Origin of the sequence: Burkholderia sp. Bp8986, assembly GCF_003854225.1 — a bacterium.
In the GTDB taxonomy this organism is placed as follows: Bacteria; Pseudomonadota; Gammaproteobacteria; order Burkholderiales; family Burkholderiaceae; genus Burkholderia.
This window is the reverse complement of sequence record NZ_QTQM01000002.1, coordinates 363,010-384,264: the sequence shown is the minus strand read 5'-3', so window position 1 is coordinate 384,264 and position 21,255 is coordinate 363,010. Positions and strand designations below refer to the sequence as shown.

The window sequence follows — 21,255 nt, the reverse complement described above, 5'->3', positions numbered from 1 at the left end:
GACGGAGTAGGTTCGATGAGTTGGCAAAGCAAGTTCGCGTGCTGGCTGCTGCGCCGGCAGTTTCGTCCCGAGACCACGCGCCCGGTGCTCGATCCCGCCCGCGCGCGGCGCTTCACCGACCTGAGAATGGTCGTGCCGCGTCGCGCGCCGTCGGGCTACCGCCTGCGCGAATGCTACCGTCCCGGCGACGCGCCGCTGCGCGGCGAATGGCTCGAACGCACCGATGCGCTCGGCGCGCGCGGGCCCGGCCGCACGCTGCTGTACTTCCACGGCGGCGGCTACTACTTCTGTTCGACGAAAACCCATCGGCCGCTCGTGTTCGGCCTCACCAAGCGCGCGGGCGTGCGCTCGTTCTCGCTCGATTACCGGCTCGCCCCCGAGAACCGCTTCCCGGCCGCGCTCGACGACGCGCTGGCCGCGTACCGGCAATTGCTCGCGCTCGGCACGCCGCCCGAGTCGATCGTGTTCGGCGGCGATTCCGCGGGCGGCGGCCTCGCGCTCGCGACGCTCGTCGCGCTGCGCGATCGCGGCGAACCGTTGCCGGCCGGCGCGATCCTGTTCTCGCCCTGGACCGACCTGGCCGGAACCGGCGCGACGATGCGCAGCAACGACGGCCTCGACCCGATGTTCGCGGCCGCGGCGCTGCCGAAGGCGGCGCAGCTGTATCTGGGCGACGCATCGGCGACGCATCCGTACGCGTCGCCGCTCTATGCGGACTTGACCGGGCTGCCGCCGCTCTTCATCCAGGCCGGCAGCACCGAGGTGCTGCTCGACGACGTGCGCCGCGTCGCCGACAGCGCGAAAGCGGCCGGCGTGCCGGTGGAGATCGAGGTGTGGCCCGACATGCCGCACGTGTGGCAGCTGTACACGCCGATGGTGCCGGAGTCGCGCGCCGCGCTCGACCGGGCGGCCGCGTTCCTGCGCCGCGTCGCGGTCGAGCGGGCGGTTCAGCGCGCGGGCGAGCCGTCGATCGCCTGATACGCGGCCTGCACGGCCACCGAGCCGTACTTGCGCTCGAGCCGGCGCACGGTGAAATGGCCGTGCGCCATCTGCTGGAAGTGGTCGATGAACAGCGTGTTGACGGTCGCGCCGAGCACCGCGCCGATCGCCGGGATCGACTTCGCGGCCATCTGCTCGGTGACCTGCACCGAGAAGCGTGATGCGACCGTCTGCACGAGCTTGAACACCGCCGCCGAGCTGTGCGCGGCGATCCCTTTCGTCGTGATGTCCGACGACGCCTTCGAAATCGCCTGCGCGAGCGCGCCGCGCAGCACGAAATAGCCGAGATCGGCGTCCTCTTCCCGCTTGTCCGGGTTGCCGCCCATGCCGAGCACGGCCAGGCACTGCAGCTGCGTGTCCACCGAGCCCAGGTCCTCGCCCTCGCTGCGCGCGATGTCGCATACCGAGCGGAAGATCAGCGTGGTCGTGACCGGCAGCTCGACCGGCAGCGCGAGGAAGCCGAACGCGCCGCCCGCCGCGCCGGTCGTCGCGACCGCGAGCTTGTGCAGCAGGTTGCTCGGCTTGTCCGGCTCGGCATCGGGCGTCTGCGGCTTGCCGAGCGTGCGCAGCGCGATGTTCAGGCACTTGCGCAGCGCAAGCTGCGTCGCGTCGTTGATCTTGCCGGTCGCGAAGTCCGGCAGCCGCGCGATCATCTTCTCGACCGGCGCGCCCAGCACGCCGGTCAGCTTCATCGTCAGCGACGGGCTTTCCAGCACCTGTTTCGCGCGTCGCAACGCGTCCTGGTCTTCCGGCGACAGCGTCGCGGCAGGCGTGATTGAAATCGGTTCCATCTTTCTCCTTGGCGGTGGGGAGCGGGCCCCGCACCTTCGCCGGCCTAGATTACTCCGCCGTGCTAGAATTTTGAGATTGTTTGACTCGTCAAAAGTTGCATCAACAAAAAAATGGCCGTCCATACTGCCGCCCACCATTCGAGCGGGCAAGTCCTGCCGTTCCGCGAATCGCTGCTGGCGATGATCGGGATCTCGTTCGTCACCATGCTCGTCGCGCTCGACCAGACGGTCGTCGGCACCGCGTTGCCGACCATCGTCGCCGAGTTGAGGGGTTTCGACCTGTACGCGTGGGTCGCGACCTCGTACCTGCTCAGTTCCGTGATCACCGTGCCGATCTTCGGCCGCCTCGGCGACTACTACGGCCGCAAGTGGTTCGTGATCGCGTCGATCGTCGTGTTCACCGGCGCGTCGGTGCTGTGCGGGATGGCCAACGACATGTTGTTCCTGGTGCTCGCCCGCGGCCTGCAGGGGATCGGCGGCGGGATGCTGGTCGGTACCGCGTTCGCGTGCATTCCCGATTTGTTCCCCGATTCCGTCGTGCGGTTGCGCTGGCAGGTGCTGATGAGCTCCGCATTCGGCATCGCGAACGCGGTCGGACCGTCGCTCGGCGGGATCCTGACCCAGTCGTTCGGCTGGCGCTCGGTGTTCTACGTCAACCTGCCGGTCGGCCTGCTGTCGCTGTTCTTCGTGTGGCGCTACCTGCCGCACCTGCGGCACGTCGAGCACGACCGCAAGATGCGGCTCGACTGGCCCGGCGCGCTGCTGATCGCGGTCTCGCTCGGTGCGCTGCAGCTGTTCGTCGAATGGCTGCCGAAGTACGGCGTGATGAGCTGGGCCTCGCTGCTGCTGGTCGTCGCGGTCGGCGCCGGCATCGGCTTGTGGCATTGGGAAAAGCGCTGCGCGCAGCCGATTCTGCCGTTCGACATGTTCGGCAACCGCGCGCTGTCGGCGCTGTTCGTGCTCGCGATCCTGGCCGGCTTCTCGATGTTCTCGCTCTTGTTCTACGCGCCGCTCCTGTTCCAGGGCGGCTTCGGGATGTCGCCGAAGGCGGCGGGGCTCGTGATCACGCCGCTCGTCGTGTTCATCACGATCGGCAGCATCATGAACGGCCGCGTCGTCACGCGCATCCGCAATCCGAACGCGATGCTGCATGTCGGTTTCGTGCTGTTCGCGATCGCATGCGCGGGCATCGTCGTGTCGACGCACACGACGCCGACCTGGATGCTGATGGCGCTGATGGTCGCGGGCGGTATCGGCCTCGGCTTCGTGCTGCCGAACCTCACCGTGTTCGCGCAGCAGACGGCCGGCCGCGAGCACCTCGGCATCGCGACCGCGCTGCTGCAGTCGCTGCGCATGGTCGGCGGGATGATCGGCACCGCGCTCACGGGCACGCTGGTCAACCAGATGTATTCGAGCGGCGTGCGCGACGCGCTGTCGGGCGAGCACGCGCTGCAGTGGCACGCGCAGCTCGCCGATCCGCAGATCCTGATCGACCGCGCCGCGCAAGGCGGTCTGGTCGCGGAGCTGACCCGCGCCGGGCATAATGGCGCGCTGCTGCTGGAAACGGCCCGCGAATCGCTGGTCGGCGCGATTCACCTGGGTGTCGCGATGGCGGCCGTCGTCGCCGTGGTGTCGGTGTGGCAGTCCCGCCGCGTGCCGCCGATCGCGCTGCGGCACAAGATCGAGCCGCATGTCGCGGCCGATTGAACGATTCACCGATTGAACGAGTAGGCATCAGCGCATGGAAGAACAGGACCGCGTCGCGATCTTGCAGCAATTCGGACGCACGTATCGCGCGTTCATGACCGCGTTCGAAACGCACGTCGGGCAGCCGATGCCGCGCTGGCGCATCATGGTCGCGCTGCACACGATGGACGGGCATTCGTCGCAGAAGAAGCTCGTCGAGGTGCTGCGCATCGATCCGGGCGCGCTCACGCGCCAGTTGAAGTCGCTCGACGCGCTCGGCTGGATCGAGCGCGCGTCCGATGCGCGCGACAACCGCGTGACCAACGTCACGCTGACCGCCGAGGGCCGCGCCGCGTTCGACGCGTGCCTGCCGCGCCGCAAGGCGTTCCTCGACCAGACGATGGCGCAACTGCCGGACGACGTGCTGACCGCCTTGTCGGGCGCGCTGGCGATGCTGGAGTCGCGGATTGCGGATGTCGGCTCGACGCCGGCATCGCGCTGAAGGGCGGGGCGGGGAGCGGCGCGACGGGATGCGCCCCGTCGGCCGGTCTTGATCGGCACGGCATGCGGGCTGCGCGAACCCGCCGCCGGCCGGCGTTTCACTTCAATTCATTCCACCTCGTTCACAGCTCGATGCGCGTGCCGAGCAGCGCGAGGAACTGCGCGAGCCAGGCCGGATGCGCGGGCCACGCGGGCGCGGTGACGAACGGCGCGTCGGTCACGGCCGCGTCGACCGGGATGTCCGCATACTCGCCGCCCGCGAGCTTTACTTCGGGCGCGCAGGCCGGGTAGGCCGAGATGCGCTTGCCGCGGATCACGTCGGCGGCCGCGAGCAGCTGCGCCGCATGGCAGATCGCGGCGATCGGCTTGCCGGCTTCGGCGAACGCGCGCACCAGCGCGATCACCTTCGCATCGAGACGCAGGTATTCCGGCGCGCGGCCGCCCGCGATCGCGAGCGCGTCGTAGCCCGCCGCATCGACGTCGTCGAACGTCGCGTTCAGCGTGAAGTTGTGGCCGGGCTTCTCGGTGTAGGTCTGGTCGCCCTCGAAATCGTGGATCGCGGTCTTGACCTTGTCGCCCGCGCGCTTGCCCGGGCAGACTGCATCGACGTGATGGCCGACGGCCTGCAGCGCCTGGAACGGCACCATCGTTTCGTAGTCTTCGGCGAAATCACCGGTCAGGAACAGGATCTTCTTCGCGGCCATGGCTTTCTCCATTGAACAGCGTTGAGGGGCCGTTCGCGCCGGGCGCGGCAGGCATGCGCGGCGGCGGCGAAGCAGCCCCGAGGACGAAAGCGCAGTGTACTCCGGCAGATTGAAGCGCGCGTGACGGCCGCCCCGCGCTGCGGTGGGGCGGCGAGGCGGCGCGATGGCGCGCCAGGCGTCAGAAGAAGGTTTCGACGACTTCCGTCACGCGGAACTGCGGATCGAGCACGAGCAGCTGGCGCCACTTGTCGAACGTCAGGCACGGATGCGAGATATCGAACGCGACCATGTCGCCGACCTTCACGTCCGCGCCCGGCGGGATCTGCAGGTACGCGTGCTGGTCCATCATCCCGGTGACGGCCCAGCCTTCGCTCGCGGCGACGTCGCGCGGCGCGCTGTCGCGACCCGGGCGGAAATGGCGCGCCGGCTCGGGCAGGCCCGCGTCGAACGCCGCGTCGCGCTTGCCGAGCGCGATGATCGCGCGGTCGGCTTCCGGCACCGATTGCACGTACGCCCACAGCTGCAGCGCCGGCAGCAGCCCTTCGCCCATCCTGCGGGCGATCGGGTTGCGCGCGAACACGTCGGTCTGCGCCTTCTTGTAGATGCCGACGTCGTGCGTCAGGTAGCAGCCCGGACGCAGCACGACTTCCGCGAAACCGTCATCGGACGCCTTCGCGAATTCCTCCGCGACCACGTCGTACCACGCCGAGCCGGCACCCGACAGGATCGCCGGCGTGCGCGCGAAGCGGCCGGCTTCGGCCAGCTCGCGCGTGAACGCGACCGCGTCCTGCAGGAACGCGCGGATCTCGCCTTCCTCCTTCAACACGCCTTCGTAGAGCTCGATGCCGGCCAGCTTCAGCGTGTCCGGATAGCGCGCGATCGCGTCGAGCACGGCGGTGCGCTGCGCGGCGTCGCGCACGCCCGCGCGGCCGCCCGGCACGCCGAGTTCGATCAGCACGTTCAGCGTTTTCTTCGCATCGCCGAAGAAGCGGCCGAGCTGGTCGACGCTGTCGGCCGAATCGACGAGGCAGAAGAACTCGAAGTCGGGATCGGACAGCAGCCCCGCGATGATCGTCATGTTCTGGCGGCCGACCAGCTGGTTCGCGAGCAGCACGCGGCGCACGCCGCCGTGATACGCGGCCTGCGTCTGGTGCGCGGTCGCGAGCGTGATGCCCCACGCGCCGGCGGCGAGCTGGCGGCGGAACAGTTGCGGCGCCATCGTCGTCTTGCCGTGCGGCGCGAACTGCGCGCCGTACTGCTGGACGAACGCCTGCATCCAGTTCAGATTGTGTTCGATGCGATCCTCGTACAGCACCGCTGCCGGCAGGCTGACGTCTTCCGCGAGCAGGTTCCACTCGAGGCGGCCTGCGTCGTCGAGCGGCACGCTCGCGCTCGGCAGGTTGCCGAGGCCCTTGCCCAACGGATTGATTGTCGGTTCCTGATAGTTTGTAACTTTCATGTCATCCCGCTCCATCATCACTATGCATTGCACTGAAGTTGACATGCAGATGGTACAGAAAGTAGCATCGGCGCGGTGATGTTATTTAGTAACATAAGGCGCCACGCCCTTTTCCGCAGATGAATTCGTCCGCCACTCCGTCCGTTCCGTTCACCGCCGAGCAACCGGTTGCCCAGCCGGTCCTCGACATCGTCGCGCGGATCGCCGAATGCGCGCCCGAGCTGCGCGAGGCCGAACGCAAGGTCGCGGCCTTCATCCTCGCCGATCTCGCGCGCGCCGCGCATGCGAGCATCGGCGCGCTCGCGCGCGACGCGGAAGTCAGCGTCGCGACGGTCACGCGGTTCGCGAAGGCCGTCGGCTGCCGCGACGTGCGCGAACTGAAGGTGCTCGTCGCGCAGGCGGCGGCGGTCGGCCAGCGCTTTCTCGTGCCGTCCGGCGAGCCTGCGCAAGAGGACGCGAGCCCGGCATCGGTCGTCTACGACGAGATCCGCGTGGCGCTCGCGCACAACCACCAGCTGCTGCGCAACACGTCGTTCGATGCCGCGACCGATCTCCTCGCCGGCGCGAAGATGGTCTACGTGTACGGGCAGGGCGGCGGCTCGACCGCGCTCGCCGACGAACTGCGCTTCCGGCTCGTGCGCTTCGGCCGGCCGGTCGCGAGCTACCAGGACAGCCTGCTGCAGCGGATGGTATCGGCGACGCTGTCGCGCGACACCGTGGTCGTCGCGCTGTCGGTGAGCGGGCGCGTGCCCGAGCTGCTCGAGAGCTGCCGCCTCGCGAAGCGCTACGGCGCGAAGCTGATCGCGATCACCGCGCCGGCTTCGCCGCTCGCGAAGCTCGCCGACCACCTGATCCCGGTCGTCGCGTTCGAAACCGATTTCATCTACAAGCCTTCGACATCGCGCTACGCGATGATGATGGCGATCGACGTGCTCGTCACCGGAGTCGCGCTGCGGCTCGGCGATGCGGGCCGAGAATCGCTGCGCCGCATCAAGCATGCGCTCGATGCGCACCGCGGCGGCGGAGACCGTCAACCGGTAGGAGACTGACCATGCATTCGCATCCCGAAGCCGCCGATACGCTGATCGTCGGCGCGCAGCTGTACGACGGCACGGGCGCACCGCCCGTCACGCGCGACGTCGCGATCCGCAACGGCGTGATCGCGGCGATCGGCAACCTGTCGAACTGGCTCGCCGAGACCGTCGTCGATGCGAACGGCCGCGCGCTCGCGCCGGGCTTCGTCGACGTGCACACGCACGACGACACGCACGTGATCCGCGCGCCGCAGATGCTGCCGAAGGTCTCGCAAGGCGTGACGACCGTGATCGTCGGCAACTGCGGGATCAGCGCGTCGCCGGTGACGCTCGCGGGCGATCCGCCCGACCCGATGAACCTGCTCGGCGATCGTGACGCGTTCCGCTATCCGACCTTCGCTGCCTATGTCGCGGCCGTCAACGACGCGCGTCCGGCCGTGAACGTCGCGGCGCTCGTCGGGCACACCGCGCTGCGCAACAACCAGATGGACCGCCTCGACCGCGCGGCGACCGACGGCGAGATCGCCGGGATGCGCACGCAACTCGAGGAAGCGCTCGCGAACGGCGCGCTCGGGCTGTCGTCGGGCCTTGCGTACGGCTCCGCGTTCGCGGCGCCGGCCGAGGAAGTGATGGCGCTCGCCGAGCCGCTCGCGAACGCGGGCGCGCTCTACACGACGCACATGCGCACCGAATTCGACGCGATCCTCGACGCGATGGACGAGGCCTACCGCGTCGGCCGCCACGCGCAGGTGCCGGTCGTGATCTCGCATCTGAAGTGCGCGGGCCCGTCGAACTGGGGGCGCAGCACCGAGGTGCTCGCATCGCTCGAAGGCGCGCGCCGCTACCAGCCGGTCGGCTGCGACTGCTATCCGTACAGCCGCAGCTCGTCGACGCTCGACCTGAAGCAGGTGACGGGCGACATCGACATCACGATCACGTGGTCGGAACCGCATCCGGAAGTCGCCGGCAAGCTGCTGAAGGCGATCGCGGCCGACTGGGGCGTGACCGAGCAGGAGGCCGCGCAGCGGATCCGCCCGGCCGGCGCCGTGTACCACAACATGTCCGAGGACGACGTGCGCCGCATCCTGTCGCATCCGGCGACGATGGTCGGCTCGGACGGCCTGCCGAACGATCCGCTGCCGCACCCGCGGCTGTGGGGCGCGTTCCCGCGCGTGCTCGGGCACTACGTGCGCGACACGAACCTGCTGCCGCTCGAGGAGGCGATCCGCAAGATGACGTCGCTGTCCGCGCGCCGCTACGGGATCGCGCGGCGCGGCGAAGTGCACGTCGGCTACCACGCGGATCTCGTGCTGTTCGATCCGGCGCGCGTGATCGATGCGGCGACGTTCGAGAAGCCGCAACAGCCCGCGCACGGGATCGACGCGGTGTGGGTGAACGGCGTGCTGACCTACGAGAACGGCCAGCCGACCGGCGAGCGCGCCGGCGGTTTCGTCGCGCGCGGCGAGCGCGTGGCGGCGAGTGCCGACGCCGCGTTCTGAACGCGGTTCTGATCCGATTTGCCGCGTGCGCCATGCCGGCGCGCGCATCCGCAACCGTGTGTTGCATGGGACCGGCGCCGGCGCTTGCGCGCCGAGGCCGGTCGACCAACCAGGAGTGAAACGATGAAGCGATATGGCGTGGGCGAAGCGAAGGGTACCGGCGGGCAGGTGATGCCGTTTGCACGCGCGGTCGAGGCCGACGGCTGGCTGTACGTGTCGGGCCAGACGCCGATGGTGAACGGCGAGGTCGTCGAAGGCGGGATCGTCACGCAGTCGAAGCAGACGATCGAGAACGTGATCGCGATCCTGAAGGAAGCCGGCTACGGCCTCGAGCACGTCGTGCGCTGCGGCGTGTGGCTCGACGACGCACGCGATTTCGCGTCGTTCAACAAGGTGTTCGTGTCGTACTTCGGCGAGCATCCGCCGGCACGCGCGTGCGTGCAGTCGAGCATGGTCATCGATTGCAAGGTCGAGGTCGATTGCATCGCTTACAAGGCGCCGGTGAAGTAACGCGGGCGGGCCAATTGTCGTGTCACAGGGCCGGCGCAGTAACATGCGCCGGCCTCGTTGCGTTTTGGCGGAATAGAAGTGTCGCGGGCGGTTGGTATCGGGAGCACTTGTCTTCTGGCAAGCGCAATAATTCGGTGGGGATCGCAATCATGAGTGACCTGAGTAGCGCCGAATTTTTACACTCTGAATGAAATCCTTGTGACTCGAGCGTGACTCGATATGCCGCGTCTGGCGGGCGGCTCCGGTAATGGACGCGCAATACGCCAGCGGCGTCGATGAATCTCGATAGAGCAAATTGGGTGGATCGCTGGGTATGGTCGTCATTCCAATCAACGATTTCGTGAAATCGAATCATGACGAGCACTACATACCGCTATGGCGTTCATTCGGATCTCACGCCCGCCGAACTTTTCTTTTTCGTTGCCGTGGAAGAGACGTGCGCACGGGTCGGGATCGACGATGTCGAAGCAGTGGTCCTGATTCTAGCTGGCTGGCCCGTTTTGCCGACGCGGCAAAAATTCGGTGGTGCGACGAAAGGAACATCCGTCGCGTCCGTGATGGCGCGTTCGATTTTTCGCTACCAGCTGAACAGGAAGGTTTTGCCAACCGTCACGCTTCAAAGCATCAAGTCATTTCGGATCATCCTGACCCGGAAGCTCAGCGTATTCGTCGGGCGCGCCGTTCCGGGCGCGGGTTGGGCGCTGCTGGCGCGCGACGTGTTCGGGATCGTTCATGGCACGGTCTCAAGGTACAACAGCCTCGTCAAACCTGAGGATAAGGTGTTCTGATGGAAAACGTGCGTTGGGACGAGATCGAAGCCTTTGTCAGGTCAGAGGTCGGGCTCGGTCCATCGAAGCCGCTCTCCGCCGGCACTCGGCTCTGGGAAGACCTTGGGCAGACCGGTGACGAAGCCAACGACTTCATGGGGCATTTTTTTGAGCGATTTGCCGTCGACACCGGCGATTTCGATTTCCACCGGTATTTTTTGATGGAAGGCGAGGGGTTGCTCTATTCGCTATTCCAGCGGTGGGTGCGACGAAAGCCCCACGACTTCAAGCGGGAATCGATTACGCTCGCGATGCTGCATCGTGCAGCCGTAGAAAGAAAATGGAACGCTGCGCGATTGGCCGCAATGCAGTGAAAGGCCGGGTCTCCACGCGTGTCGGACCGGATTTCAAAGAACGGGATCGGGATCGATGGCAGGCCCAAAACGCCTGCTAGTACCCCCCCTCCAGGCTACAGCCTCGAGCTTGTCGTGCACTGCGGCGTGTGGCATCGACGACGCGCGCGATTTCGCGTCGTTCAACAAGGTGTTCGTTTCGTACTTCGGCGAGCATCCGCTGGCACGCGCGTGCGTGCAGTCGAGCATGGTCATCGATTGCAAGGTCGAGGTCGATTGCATCGCTTACAAGCCGCCGGTGAAGTAATGCGGGCGGGCATCCCCCTGCGCACAGTGAAACAGCCCCGTCGGCGCGAGCCGGCGGGGCTGTTTCGTGACAGGCGGGCCGCTATTACTGCCGCGCCGTCCGCGCGTTGTCCGGCATCGGCTGGTTGTAATTCGTGCGGAACGGATTGATGTCGAGCCCGCCGCGCCGCGTGTAGCGCGCATACACCGCGAGCTTCACCGGTTTGCACGCATGCAGGATGTCGAGGAAGATCCGCTCGACGCACTGCTCGTGAAAGCCCGTGTGATTGCGGAACGAGATGATGTAGCGCAGCAGCCCTGCATGATCGATCTGCGGCCCGACGTAGTGAATCTGCACGCTGCCCCAGTCCGGCTGGCCGGTGACCGGGCAGTTCGAGCGCAGCAGGTCGGACACGAGCGTTTCCTCGACCGGCGCTTCGTCCTCGGCGTCGGCGGCCGACAGCAGCGACGGATCGGGTTCGTACACGTCGGTGTCGAGGTCGAGCCGATCGAGCGACAGCCCGTCGAGCTCCTCCATCTCGAGCTTGCCGAAATCGTGCGGCGACACCAGCTGCACCGACACGCTCGCGCCGCACGCGGCCGACACGTCGCGCTTCAGCACGTCGCGCACCGCGTCGAGCGAGTCGAACTTCGATTGCGCGAACGAGCCGAGGTACAGCTTGAACGACTTCGATTCGACGATGTTCGGCGATTCGGCCGGCACGTAGAACGTCGCGACCGCGAGCTGCGGCTTGCCGCGTGCGTTGAGCCACGACAGTTCGTACGCGTTCCAGATGTCGGTGCCGAAGAACGGCAGCGCCGACGTGATGCCGAGCTGCTCGCGCGCCCCGGCGCGCGGGATCGGGAACAGCAGCGACGCGTCGTACTGCGCTGCGTAGACGGTCGCCTTGCCGAGCGGGGAATGTTCGGGATTCATTGCACGAAGCCTTTACGACAGGAAGAGGCGGTACGCGGGATTGGCGCTCTCTTCGACATACGGATAGCCGAGCGCCGCGAGGAAGCGTTCGAACTCGGCGCGATCGGCCTGCGGCACCTGCAGCCCGACGAGGATCGAGCTGTAGTCCGCGCCCTGGTTGCGGTAGTGGAACAGGCTGATGTTCCAGTCCGGCGCCATCGACGACAGGAACTTCATCAGCGCGCCCGGCCGTTCCGGGAATTCGAAGCGGAACAGGCGCTCTTCGAGCGCGAGCGGCGAGCGGCCGCCCACCATGTAGCGGATATGCTCCTTCGACAGCTCGTCGTGCGTGAGGTCGACGGTCTTGAAGCCGTGCGACTCGAAGTTCGCGGCGATCTCCTCCGACTCGCCGCGCCGCTTGATCTGCACGCCGACGAAGATGTGCGCGGACTGCGCATCGGCGATCCGGTAATTGAACTCGGTCACGTTGCGATCGCCGACGAGCGAGCAGAAGCGCTTGAAGCTGCCGCGCTCCTCGGGGATCGTGACGGCGAACACGGCTTCGCGCGCCTCGCCCACTTCCGCGCGTTCGGCGACGAAGCGCATCCGGTCGAAGTTCATGTTCGCGCCGGACGTGACCGCGACGAGCGTCTGGTTCTCGATGCCTTCGCGCTCCGCATACTGTTTCGCGCCCGCGACCGCGAGCGCGCCGGACGGCTCGAGCACGCTGCGCGTATCCTGGAACACGTCCTTGATCGCCGCGCACAGCGCGTCGGTGTCGACCGTCAGCACGCCGTCGAGGAATTCGCGGCACAGCCGGAAGGTTTCCTCGCCGACGAGCTTTACCGCCGTGCCGTCCGCGAACAGGCCGACCTCGCTCAGTTCGACGCGCTCGCCCTTCTGCAGCGACTGCGCCATCGCGCACGAATCCTCGGCCTGCACGCCGAACACCTTGATCTCCGGCCGCACCGCCTTGACGTAGGCCGCCACGCCGGACGCGAGCCCGCCGCCGCCGATCGGCACGAAGATCGCGTGAATCGGACCCTGGTGCTGACGCAGGATTTCCATCGCGATCGTGCCCTGGCCGGCGATCACGTACGGATCGTCGAACGGGTGGACGAACGTGAGGTCGCGCTCCGCCTGCACCTTGACCGCGTGCGCGTATGCATCGCTGTACGACTCGCCCGCCTGGATCACCTCGACGCTCGGGCCGCCGTGCGCGCGTACCGCATCGACTTTCACCTGCGGCGTCGTGACCGGCACGACGATCACGGCCTTCACGCCCATCCGGGCCGCCGAGAATGCGACGCCCTGCGCATGATTGCCGGCCGATGCCGTGATCACGCCGCGCGCGAGCGCGTCGGCCGGAATGTGCGCCATCTTGTTGTACGCGCCGCGCAGCTTGAACGAGAACACCGGCTGGTTGTCCTCGCGCTTCAGGTAAACAGGGTTGTGCAGCCGGGCCGACAGGTTGCGGGCGGGTTCGAGTTCCGTCTCGAGCGCGACGTCGTAGACGCGCGCGGTGAGGATTTTCTTCAGGTAATCGTGGGATGCCATGGGCGCTCGCGTGCAGTGCGGAAGCAGACGGTAAAGGATCAATGATAGCGCCAAGGGTCGGTCCGCACGCAAGCGGCATGCCGGGCGCACGGTCGCGGAACCGCGCCGGCGGGCGTGTTGGCCGCATGAGGCGTCCCTTTTTACCGGTTTAACCGCATGGTTACCGACCGGACGGACGGCGAATTCCGGCGCGAAAACGTGCCGAGCCAAGCCCGGCGCGGCTTGCGGCGATAGCCCCACGACCTGTCCGGCGTGTCACGCGTGGCCCGATCATGGGTTAGAATTCCGTTTTGAATCAAGGATCGGAAGATGCAGAGGCACCCTCGGATCGCCCCGTTGAAGCCGACGCCGCGCGCAGCCAGCCCCGCGGCGGAGCGGCATGCGCGCCGCGCGCGATCGTGCTGATGGCTCCGAGTGCCGCCAGGCCCCACCCGTCGGGAACGGTGAGTTCAGTCCCGTTCCGGCCCCATGCGAGTTAGTCGCACGCCTGGCAACAGAACAGATTTCCCCAAGATTGCGCCCACGCGCTTGCCGACGCCCCTGCACGGTGTATCGGCCCTCCGAGTCGTCCGAACATGAACGCACCACAAGTTTTCGATCCGCATGGCGCGGCCGCCGCCGTCGCCGCCGACCCCGCGCCCCGTCTGCGCGAGATTCCCTACAACTACACGTCCTTCTCCGACCGCGAGATCGTGATCCGCCTGCTCGGCGCGGAGGCGTGGTCGGTGCTCGACGAACTGCGCGCCGAACGCCGCACGGGCCGCTCGGCACGGATGCTGTATGAGGTGCTCGGCGATATCTGGGTCGTGCGCCGCAACCCGTACCTGCAGGACGACCTGCTCGACAACCCGAAGCGCCGCGCGCTGCTGATCGAGGCGCTGAACCACCGCCTGACCGAGATCGGCAAGCGCCGCCGCGCCGACCTGAGCGCGCACCACGACGACGCGGGCCGTGAACGCGCCGAGCGCGTCGAGATGCTCGAGGCCGCCGCGCAGCGCGCGGTCGACGAGTTCGCCGACGAATTCGACAAGATGGCCGACCTGCGCCGCCGCGCGACCAAGGCGCTCGGCCGCTGCACGCAGAAGGACAACATCCGTTTCGACGGGCTGTCGCGCGTGTCGCACGTGACCGACGCGACCGACTGGCGCGTCGAATACCCGTTCGTCGTGCTGACCCCCGATACCGAAGCCGAGATCGCGGGCCTGATCAAGGCGTGCTTCGAGCTTGGCCTGACCGTGATCCCGCGTGGCGGCGGCACCGGCTACACGGGCGGCGCGGTGCCGCTCACGCCGTTCTCCGCGGTAATCAACACCGAGAAGCTCGAACAGCTCGGCGCGGTCGAGCTGACCGAACTGCCGGGCGTCGCGCACAAGGTGCCGACGATCTTCTCCGGCGCGGGCGTCGTCACGCGCCGCGTGACGGAAGCGGCGGAGGCGGCCGGCTACGTGTTCGCGGTCGACCCGACCTCGCTCGACGCATCGTGCATCGGCGGCAACGTCGCGATGAACGCCGGCGGCAAGAAGGCCGTGCTGTGGGGCACCGCGCTCGACAACCTGGCCTGGTGGCGGATGGTCGACCCGGACGGCAACTGGCTCGAAGTCACGCGCCACGAGCACAACCAGGGCAAGATCCACGACATCGCGGTCGCGCGGTTCGAGCTGAAGTGGTTCGACGGCGCGTATGCGCCGGGCGAGAAACTGCTGAAGACCGAGATGCTCGAGATCGAAGGCCGCCGGTTCCGCAAGGAAGGCCTCGGCAAGGACGTGACCGACAAGTTCCTCGCCGGCCTGCCGGGCGTGCAGAAGGAAGGCTGCGACGGGCTGATCACGTCCGCGCGCTGGGTGCTGCACAAGATGCCCGCGCACACGCGCACCGTCTGTCTCGAATTCTTCGGCCAGGCGCGCGAGGCGATCCCGAGCATCGTCGAGATCAAGGACTACCTGTTCGAAACGTCGAAGCAGGGCGGCGCGATCCTCGCGGGCCTCGAGCACCTCGACGAGCGCTACCTGCGCGCGGTCGGCTATGCGACGAAGAGCAAGCGCAACGCATTCCCCAAGATGGTGCTGATCGGCGATATCGTCGGCGATGACGCCGACGCGGTCGCGCACGCGACGTCCGAAGTGATCCGGATGGCGAACGGCAAGAGCGGCGAAGGCTTCGTCGCGATCAGCGCGGAGGCGCGCAAGCGCTTCTGGCTCGACCGCAGCCGCACGGCCGCGATCGCGAAGCATACCAACGCGTTCAAGATCAACGAGGACGTCGTCATCCCGCTGAACCGGATGGGCGAGTACACCGACGGCATCGAGCGGATCAACATCGAGCTGTCGCTGAAGAACAAGCTGCAGCTGGTCGATGCGCTCGAAGCGTTCTTCCGCGCCGGCAACCTGCCGCTCGGCAAGACCGACGACGCGAACGAGATCCCGAGCGCCGAGCTGCTCGAGGATCGCGTGCAGCAGGCGCTGGAGCTGCTCAAGCGCGTGCGCGCACGCTGGGAATTCGTGCGCGACCGGCTCGACCAGCCGCTGCGCGAGGCGCAGCACTACCTGGTGCAGCTCGGCTACGAGGCGCTTGCCGAGAAGTTCGCCGATCGCGCGGACGAGCAGCCGGGCGCGACCGTGTTCCACGTCACGCAGGACCGCACGGTCCGCATCTCGTGGAAGCAGGAGATCCGCGCCGAGCTGCGCGCGATCTTCAACGGCGGCGCGTTCAAGCAGATCCTCGATGAGGCGCAGGCGATCCACAAGCAGGTGCTGCGCGGCCGCGTGTTCGTCGCGCTGCACATGCACGCGGGCGACGGCAACGTCCACACCAACATCCCGGTCAACTCCGACAACTACGAGATGCTGCAGGACGCGCACGCGGCGGTCGCGCGCATCATGACGCTCGCACGTTCGCTCGACGGCGTGATCTCCGGCGAACACGGGATCGGCATCACGAAGCTCGAGTTCCTGACCGACGACGAGATCGCCGAATTCCGCGCGTACAAGCAGCGCGTCGACCCGAACGGCCGCTTCAACAAGGGCAAGCTGCTCGACGGCGCCGACCTGCGCAACGCGTACACGCCGAGCTTCGGGCTGATGGGCTACGAGTCGCTGATCATGCAGCAGTCCGACATCGGCGCGATCGCCGATTCGGTGAAGGACTGCCTGCGCTGCGGCAAGTGCAAGCCGGTGTGCGCGACCCACGTGCCGCGCGCGAACCTGCTTTACAGCCCGCGCAACAAGATCCTCGCGACCTCGCTGCTGGTCGAGGCGTTCCTGTACGAGGAGCAGACGCGCCGCGGCGTGTCGATCAAGCACTGGGACGAGTTCAACGACGTGGCCGACCACTGCACGGTGTGCCACAAGTGCGCGACGCCGTGCCCGGTGAAGATCGACTTCGGCGACGTCACGATGAACATGCGCAACCTGTTGCGCAAGATGGGCAAGAAGAAGTTCAACGCCGGCAATGCGGCGGGCATGTTCTTCCTGAACGCGACCAATCCGCAGACGATCAACGCCGCGCGCGGCGTGATGATGGGCGTCGGCTACAAGGTGCAGCGCTTCGCGAACGACATGCTGAAGAAGGTCGTGACGAAGCAGACCCAGCATCCGCCCGCGACGGTCGGCAAGCCGCCCGTGGTCGAGCAGGTGATCCACTTCGTCAACAAGAAGATGCCGGGCAACCTGCCGAAGAAGACGGCGCGCGCGCTGCTCGACATCGAGGACAACAAGATCGTGCCGATCATCCGCAACCCGAAGTCGACGACCGTCGATTCGGAAGCGGTGTTCTACTTCCCGGGCTGCGGCTCCGAGCGCCTGTTCTCGCAGGTCGGCCTCGCGACGCAGGCGATGCTGTGGGAAGCGGGCGTGCAGACCGTGCTGCCACCGGGCTACCTGTGCTGCGGTTATCCGCAGCGCGGCTCGGGCCAGTACGACAAGGCCGAGAAGATCGTCACCGACAACCGCGTGCTGTTCCACCGGGTCGCGAACACGCTGAACTACCTCGACATCAAGACGGTGGTCGTGTCGTGCGGCACCTGCTACGACCAGCTCGCAGGCTACGAATTCGACAAGATCTTCCCGGGCTGCAGGATCATCGACATTCACGAGTTCCTGCTCGAGAAGGGGATGAAGCTCGACGGCGTGACGGGCACGCGCTACATGTATCACGACCCGTGCCACACGCCGATCAAGACGATGGACCCGGTGAAGCTCGTCAACGAGCTGATGGGGGCGGAGAAGGACGGCTACAAGATCGAGAAGAACGAGCGCTGCTGCGGTGAATCGGGCACGCTGGCGGTCACGCGTCCGGACATCTCCACCCAGGTCCGCTTCCGCAAGGAAGAGGAAATCCGCAAGGGCGCCGCGAAGCTGCGCAGCATCCCGGTCGTGGCCGGCAACGCGCCCGCGCCGGCCGCCGCGAGCGCGAACGGCCCGGACGTGAAGATCCTGACGAGCTGCCCGTCGTGCCTGCAGGGCCTGTCGCGCTACAACGAGGATGCGAACCTCGAGGCCGACTACATCGTGGTCGAGATCGCGCGCCAGGTGCTCGGCGAGAACTGGATGGCCGACTATGTCGCACACGCGAACAATGGCGGGATCGAGCGCGTGCTGGTCTAATGCGGGCATGACGACCGCCCGAGCGGGCCAGGAATGAGCGGGCGCCGGCGCAGATGCGCCGGCGCCCGTCCACATGGGAGCGACGATGGAATGCGTGTTTTGCCGTGAAGACGGCGGCGAGGTGCTCTGGCAGGACGATGCGCTGCGCGTCGTGCTCGCGACGGGCGAGCACGATTACCCTGGCTTCTGCCGGGTGATCTGGGGCACGCACGTGGCCGAGTTTTCCGATCTCGGCGAGCCCGAGCGGGCACATCTGATGCGCGTGGTGTATGCGGTGGAGCGCGCCGTGCGCCGCGTGATGCAGCCGAACAAGGTGAATCTCGCGAGCCTCGGCAACATGGTGCCGCACGTGCACTGGCACGTGATCCCGCGCTTCTCCAACGACGCCCATTTTCCGCAGCCCGTCTGGGCGCCGCGCCAGCGCAGCGTGTCCGAGGCGCTGCTGCGCACGCGCGCGGCGCAGGCCTCGCTGCTGCACAATGCGGTGCGCGAGGAAATTCAACGCATGACCGATTCGAGGCAGCCATGAGCGGTTTGACTTCCACGACGCCGATTCCGTCCGGCGTCGTCGTGCACGCGGTGTCGCGCGTGCTCGAATTGCAGTACCCGAACGGCGAAAATTACCGGATTCCGTTCGAGCTGATGCGCGTCTATTCGCCGTCGGCCGAGGTGCGCGGCCACGGGCCGGGCCAGGAGACGCTGCAGACCGGCAAGCGCGAGGTGACGATCACCGCGCTCGAGGGCGTGGGCAACTACGCGCTGCAGCCGACGTTCTCCGACGGTCATTCGACCGGCATCTACTCATGGGATCTGCTGTACGAACTGGCGACGCAGCAGGACGCGCTGTGGCGCGACTATTTCGACAAACTGCTGGCGGCGGGCGTCGAGCGCGACGCGCCGATGCCGGCGGCTCCCGCGCCGCACGGCCACTGCCACTGAAATCGACGGCGCCCGCTCGGCGCCGTCTTGCCATTTACTGAGGATCAACGCGATGAGCAAAACCCACTTCGGCTTCGAAAGCGTCGAGGAAACCGAAAAAGCGAAGAAAGTGGCGGGCGTGTTCCATTCGGTCGCGAGCAACTACGATCTGATGAACGACCTGATGTCGGCCGGCATGCACCGCGCGTGGAAGGCGTTCACGATCGCGCAGGCGAACGTGCGCCCCGGCTTCAAGGTGCTCGACATCGCGGCCGGCACCGGCGACCTGACCAAGGCGTTCGCGAAGGCGGCCGGGCCGACCGGCGAGGTCTGGCACACCGACATCAACGAATCGATGCTGCGCGTGGGCCGCGACCGGCTGCTCGACAAGGGCATCGTGACGCCGTCGCTGCTGTGCGATGCCGAGAAAATCCCCTTTCCGGACAACTACTTCGATGTGGTCACGGTCGCGTTCGGGCTGCGCAACATGACGCACAAGGATGCGGCGCTGGCCGAGATGCGCCGCGTGGCGAAGCCGGGCGGCCGCGTGATGGTGCTGGAATTCTCGAAAGTCTGGGATCCGCTGAAAAAAGCGTACGATCTGTATTCTTTCAAAGTATTACCGTGGCTTGGCGACAAGTTCGCGAAAGATGCTGAAAGTTACCGGTATCTTGCTGAATCTATCCGGATGCACCCCGATCAGGACACGCTGAAGACGATGATGGAACAAGCGGGCCTCGATGCCGTCAAATATTACAATTTGTCAGGTGGCGTGGTAGCTTTACACCTAGGAACCAAGTACTAAGGGGTTCTTCCCATACATTCGCCTTACATCTGGAGAAGCTGATGTCCGAATCGCGTTCGTTGTTCAACCGTAGCAAGCCGTCGAAGCCGTGGGCTCGACGGGTCGGCACGCTGCTGATGGTCGGCCTGCTCACGGCCGGCACGTTCGCATCGCTCGACGCCGAAGCCAGACGTATGGGCGGCGGGCGCAGCATCGGCCGCCAGAGTTCCACTGTCACGCAGCGCCAGGCCACGCCGCCCGCGCAGCAGCCGATGCAGCAGGCCGCGCCGGCGCAGGCGCAGCGCGCGAACCCGGCCGCACCGGCACCGGCCGCGCAGCCGAACCGCTCGCGCTGGCTCGGGCCGATCGCCGGTCTCGCGGCCGGCCTCGGCATCGCGGCGCTGCTGTCGCACTTCGGCCTCGGCGGCGCGTTCGCGAGCATGATGGCGAACGTCATCGTGATCGCGCTGCTGGCGATGGTCGGCATCTGGCTGATCCGCAAGTTCATGAACCGTCGCCGTCCGCAGGAACCGGCGTACTCGGTGGGCGGCTCGGCCTCGTCGTCGGGCGGCTACTCGCAGAGCCCGTCGTTCCAGCAAGGCAGCACCGGCAGCAACTATGCCGGCAGCGGCAGCAGCTACGCGAACGAAGCGCAGGGCGTGTTCGGCGGCGGCGCAGCGGCCGCGGGCGCGGCGGGCGCGATGGCGGCCGCACCGCTGCAGGTGCCGGCCGGCTTCGACACCGAAGCGTTCCTGCGCAGCGCGAAGGTCTACTTCGTGCGCCTGCAGGCGGCGTGGGACCAGGGCAACCTGGCCGACATCCGCGAGTTCACGACGCCGGAAATGTTCGCCGAGATCAAGATCGACCTCGATTCGCGCGGCAACGAGGCGAACCAGACCGATGTCGTGCAGCTCGACGCGGAACTGGTCGCGATCGAGGATCGCGGCATCGAGCAGTCGGCGAGCGTGCGCTTCCACGGGCTGATCCGCGAATCGGCGAATGCGTCGGCGGCGCCGTTCGACGAGGTGTGGAACCTGTCGAAGTCGGGCGGCCAGGGCTGGCTGCTCGCGGGTATCCAGCAGATCAACACGCACTGAGCGTGACCGGCGGCCGGCTTGCCGGCTGCCCGGGCGACGGCCGCCGCACTGCGACCGCTTGCCGCCCGGGTGTGCGGTTGGCCGCGGGCTGCCGACGATCCGACGTTACAATAGAAACCCGCGTGGGCGCCCGGCCTGCGCGGGTTTTTTCTTTCCCAGCCCGATGACCTTTGCCGCCAAGCCTTTTGCTGCTGCTGTCAATCACCTGCTCGCGCGCGAATCGTGGGCGCGCGATCGCCTGATCCCCTACGCGGGCAAGACCGCCCGGCTCGACGTGCCGCCCGTCACGCTCACGCTGCTCGTGCAGCCCGATGGCTACCTGTCCGCGGTGGAAGCGCACGATGCGCAGCACGTCGACGTGTCGATCGCGCTCGCGGGCGACACGGTCGCCGCATTCCTGCAGGGCGGCCAGGCGGCCGTGATGAAGCACGTGAAGATCGAGGGCGACGCCGAGTTCGCGACCCAGATCGCGAAGCTGGCCGAGCACCTGCGCTGGGAACCTGAGGAAGATCTCGCGAAGCTGGTCGGCGACGCGGCGGCGTACCGGATCGCGACGGTCGTGCGCGACGCCGGCGCGCGCGCGCGCCGCACCGGCCGCAACGTGCTCGATTCCGTCGCCGAGTACTTGCTCGACGAGAACCCGCAAGTCGTCCGACGCACGGTGCTCGGCGGCTTCGACGCCGAACTGGCGCGGGCGCGCGATGCGCTCGCGCGGGTCGAAAAGCGGGTCGAGCGACTCGAACAAAAAATCGGCGCGCGCACGGGCTCCGGCCCGCGCGGCGCGCACTGAGGGC

At 67.2% G+C, this 21,255-nt stretch carries 19 protein-coding genes and 2 pseudogenes; 15 read left to right on the top strand and 6 right to left on the bottom strand.

What is annotated here, in order from left to right:
- Positions 1 to 15 precede the first annotated feature (15 nt).
- Positions 16 to 978, top strand: a complete 963-nt coding sequence (locus DID99_RS03715) for an alpha/beta hydrolase (protein WP_124666079.1) — start codon at positions 16 to 18, stop codon at positions 976 to 978.
- Here the strand turns inward: DID99_RS03715 and DID99_RS03710 are convergent.
- Positions 948 to 1,790: an EcsC family protein gene (locus tag DID99_RS03710; protein ID WP_044848597.1), complete on the bottom strand. Its 843-nt coding sequence runs from the start codon at positions 1,788 to 1,790 to the stop codon at positions 948 to 950. The two genes, DID99_RS03715 and DID99_RS03710, sit on opposite strands and share 31 nt — an antisense overlap.
- A gap of 111 nt (positions 1,791 to 1,901) precedes the next feature.
- On the opposite strand from DID99_RS03710, the gene DID99_RS03705 reads away from it, so the two are divergent.
- Both DID99_RS03705 and DID99_RS03700 read left to right on the top strand, forming a co-directional pair.
- Positions 1,902 to 3,497: an MDR family MFS transporter gene (locus DID99_RS03705; protein ID WP_124521029.1), complete on the top strand. Its 1,596-nt coding sequence runs from the start codon at positions 1,902 to 1,904 to the stop codon at positions 3,495 to 3,497.
- Between the two features lie 34 nt (positions 3,498 to 3,531).
- The gene (locus DID99_RS03700) at positions 3,532 to 3,978 is read left to right on the top strand and encodes a MarR family winged helix-turn-helix transcriptional regulator (protein ID WP_044848599.1); all 447 of its coding nucleotides are present in this window, start codon (positions 3,532 to 3,534) and stop codon (positions 3,976 to 3,978) included.
- A 121-nt stretch (positions 3,979 to 4,099) separates the two neighbouring features.
- Here DID99_RS03700 and DID99_RS03695 read toward each other — a convergent pair whose 3' ends face one another.
- Both DID99_RS03695 and DID99_RS03690 read right to left on the bottom strand, forming a co-directional pair.
- Positions 4,100 to 4,681 carry a DJ-1/PfpI family protein gene (locus DID99_RS03695; protein ID WP_044848600.1) on the bottom strand — a complete coding sequence of 194 codons (582 nt, stop codon included), beginning with the start codon at positions 4,679 to 4,681 and terminating at the stop codon, positions 4,100 to 4,102.
- Between the two features lie 178 nt (positions 4,682 to 4,859).
- Positions 4,860 to 6,140: an amino acid deaminase gene (locus DID99_RS03690; protein ID WP_124666078.1), complete on the bottom strand. Its 1,281-nt coding sequence runs from the start codon at positions 6,138 to 6,140 to the stop codon at positions 4,860 to 4,862.
- Positions 6,141 to 6,259: 119 nt separating this feature from the next.
- On the opposite strand from DID99_RS03690, the gene DID99_RS03685 reads away from it, so the two are divergent.
- The 6 genes and pseudogenes from DID99_RS03685 to DID99_RS03660 form a co-directional block, all read left to right on the top strand.
- Positions 6,260 to 7,189 (top strand): MurR/RpiR family transcriptional regulator, encoded by a 930-nt coding sequence (locus DID99_RS03685; RefSeq protein WP_124666077.1) that lies wholly within the window; start codon positions 6,260 to 6,262, stop codon positions 7,187 to 7,189.
- A 2-nt stretch (positions 7,190 to 7,191) separates the two neighbouring features.
- Positions 7,192 to 8,673, top strand: coding sequence for an amidohydrolase family protein (locus DID99_RS03680; RefSeq protein WP_124572095.1), 1,482 nt, complete (start codon positions 7,192 to 7,194; stop codon positions 8,671 to 8,673).
- A gap of 123 nt (positions 8,674 to 8,796) precedes the next feature.
- Positions 8,797 to 9,183: a RidA family protein gene (locus DID99_RS03675; RefSeq protein WP_014896068.1), complete on the top strand. Its 387-nt coding sequence runs from the start codon at positions 8,797 to 8,799 to the stop codon at positions 9,181 to 9,183.
- A 353-nt stretch (positions 9,184 to 9,536) separates the two neighbouring features.
- On the top strand, positions 9,537 to 9,971 hold the full coding sequence (locus DID99_RS03670; protein ID WP_124666076.1) for an STM2901 family protein: 435 nt from the start codon (positions 9,537 to 9,539) through the stop codon (positions 9,969 to 9,971).
- Positions 9,971 to 10,324 (top strand): DUF1493 family protein, encoded by a 354-nt coding sequence (locus DID99_RS03665; protein ID WP_124488599.1) that lies wholly within the window; start codon positions 9,971 to 9,973, stop codon positions 10,322 to 10,324. Before DID99_RS03670 ends, DID99_RS03665 begins: the two co-directional genes overlap by 1 nt.
- 93 nt (positions 10,325 to 10,417) lie before the next feature.
- Positions 10,418 to 10,610: pseudogene (locus DID99_RS03660) on the top strand (RidA family protein); the annotation flags it as partial.
- 84 nt (positions 10,611 to 10,694) lie between these two features.
- Here the strand turns inward: DID99_RS03660 and queF are convergent.
- The 3 genes and pseudogenes from queF to DID99_RS38420 form a co-directional block, all read right to left on the bottom strand.
- Positions 10,695 to 11,525, bottom strand: a complete 831-nt coding sequence (gene queF, locus DID99_RS03655; RefSeq protein WP_044848604.1) for an NADPH-dependent 7-cyano-7-deazaguanine reductase QueF — start codon at positions 11,523 to 11,525, stop codon at positions 10,695 to 10,697.
- A 12-nt stretch (positions 11,526 to 11,537) separates the two neighbouring features.
- Positions 11,538 to 13,061, bottom strand: a complete 1,524-nt coding sequence (gene ilvA, locus DID99_RS03650) for a threonine ammonia-lyase, biosynthetic (protein WP_044848605.1) — start codon at positions 13,059 to 13,061, stop codon at positions 11,538 to 11,540.
- Between the two features lie 140 nt (positions 13,062 to 13,201).
- Positions 13,202 to 13,651: pseudogene (locus DID99_RS38420) on the bottom strand (hypothetical protein).
- Here DID99_RS38420 and DID99_RS03640 point away from each other — a divergent pair.
- The 6 genes from DID99_RS03640 to DID99_RS03615 all read left to right on the top strand — a co-directional run bounded on the left by DID99_RS03640 (position 13,637) and on the right by DID99_RS03615 (position 21,251).
- Complete coding sequence (locus DID99_RS03640; protein WP_124521038.1) at positions 13,637 to 17,662, top strand: DUF3683 domain-containing protein; 4,026 nt, start codon at positions 13,637 to 13,639, stop codon at positions 17,660 to 17,662. The pseudogene DID99_RS38420 and the gene DID99_RS03640 overlap by 15 nt on opposite strands.
- A gap of 85 nt (positions 17,663 to 17,747) precedes the next feature.
- Positions 17,748 to 18,191 carry an HIT family protein gene (locus tag DID99_RS03635; protein WP_044846840.1) on the top strand — a complete coding sequence of 148 codons (444 nt, stop codon included), beginning with the start codon at positions 17,748 to 17,750 and terminating at the stop codon, positions 18,189 to 18,191.
- Complete coding sequence (locus DID99_RS03630) at positions 18,188 to 18,601, top strand: gamma-butyrobetaine hydroxylase-like domain-containing protein (RefSeq protein WP_124666075.1); 414 nt, start codon at positions 18,188 to 18,190, stop codon at positions 18,599 to 18,601. Before DID99_RS03635 ends, DID99_RS03630 begins: the two co-directional genes overlap by 4 nt.
- A gap of 52 nt (positions 18,602 to 18,653) precedes the next feature.
- Positions 18,654 to 19,385 (top strand): bifunctional demethylmenaquinone methyltransferase/2-methoxy-6-polyprenyl-1,4-benzoquinol methylase UbiE, encoded by a 732-nt coding sequence (gene ubiE, locus DID99_RS03625; RefSeq protein ID WP_044846838.1) that lies wholly within the window; start codon positions 18,654 to 18,656, stop codon positions 19,383 to 19,385.
- A 41-nt stretch (positions 19,386 to 19,426) separates the two neighbouring features.
- A complete protein-coding gene (locus DID99_RS03620; protein ID WP_124666074.1) occupies positions 19,427 to 20,461 on the top strand; it encodes a Tim44 domain-containing protein in 1,035 nt (344 codons plus the stop codon).
- Positions 20,462 to 20,624: 163 nt separating this feature from the next.
- Entirely contained in the window at positions 20,625 to 21,251 is a 627-nt protein-coding gene (locus tag DID99_RS03615; protein WP_044846836.1) for an SCP2 domain-containing protein, read from the top strand.
- Positions 21,252 to 21,255: the final 4 nt, after the last annotated feature.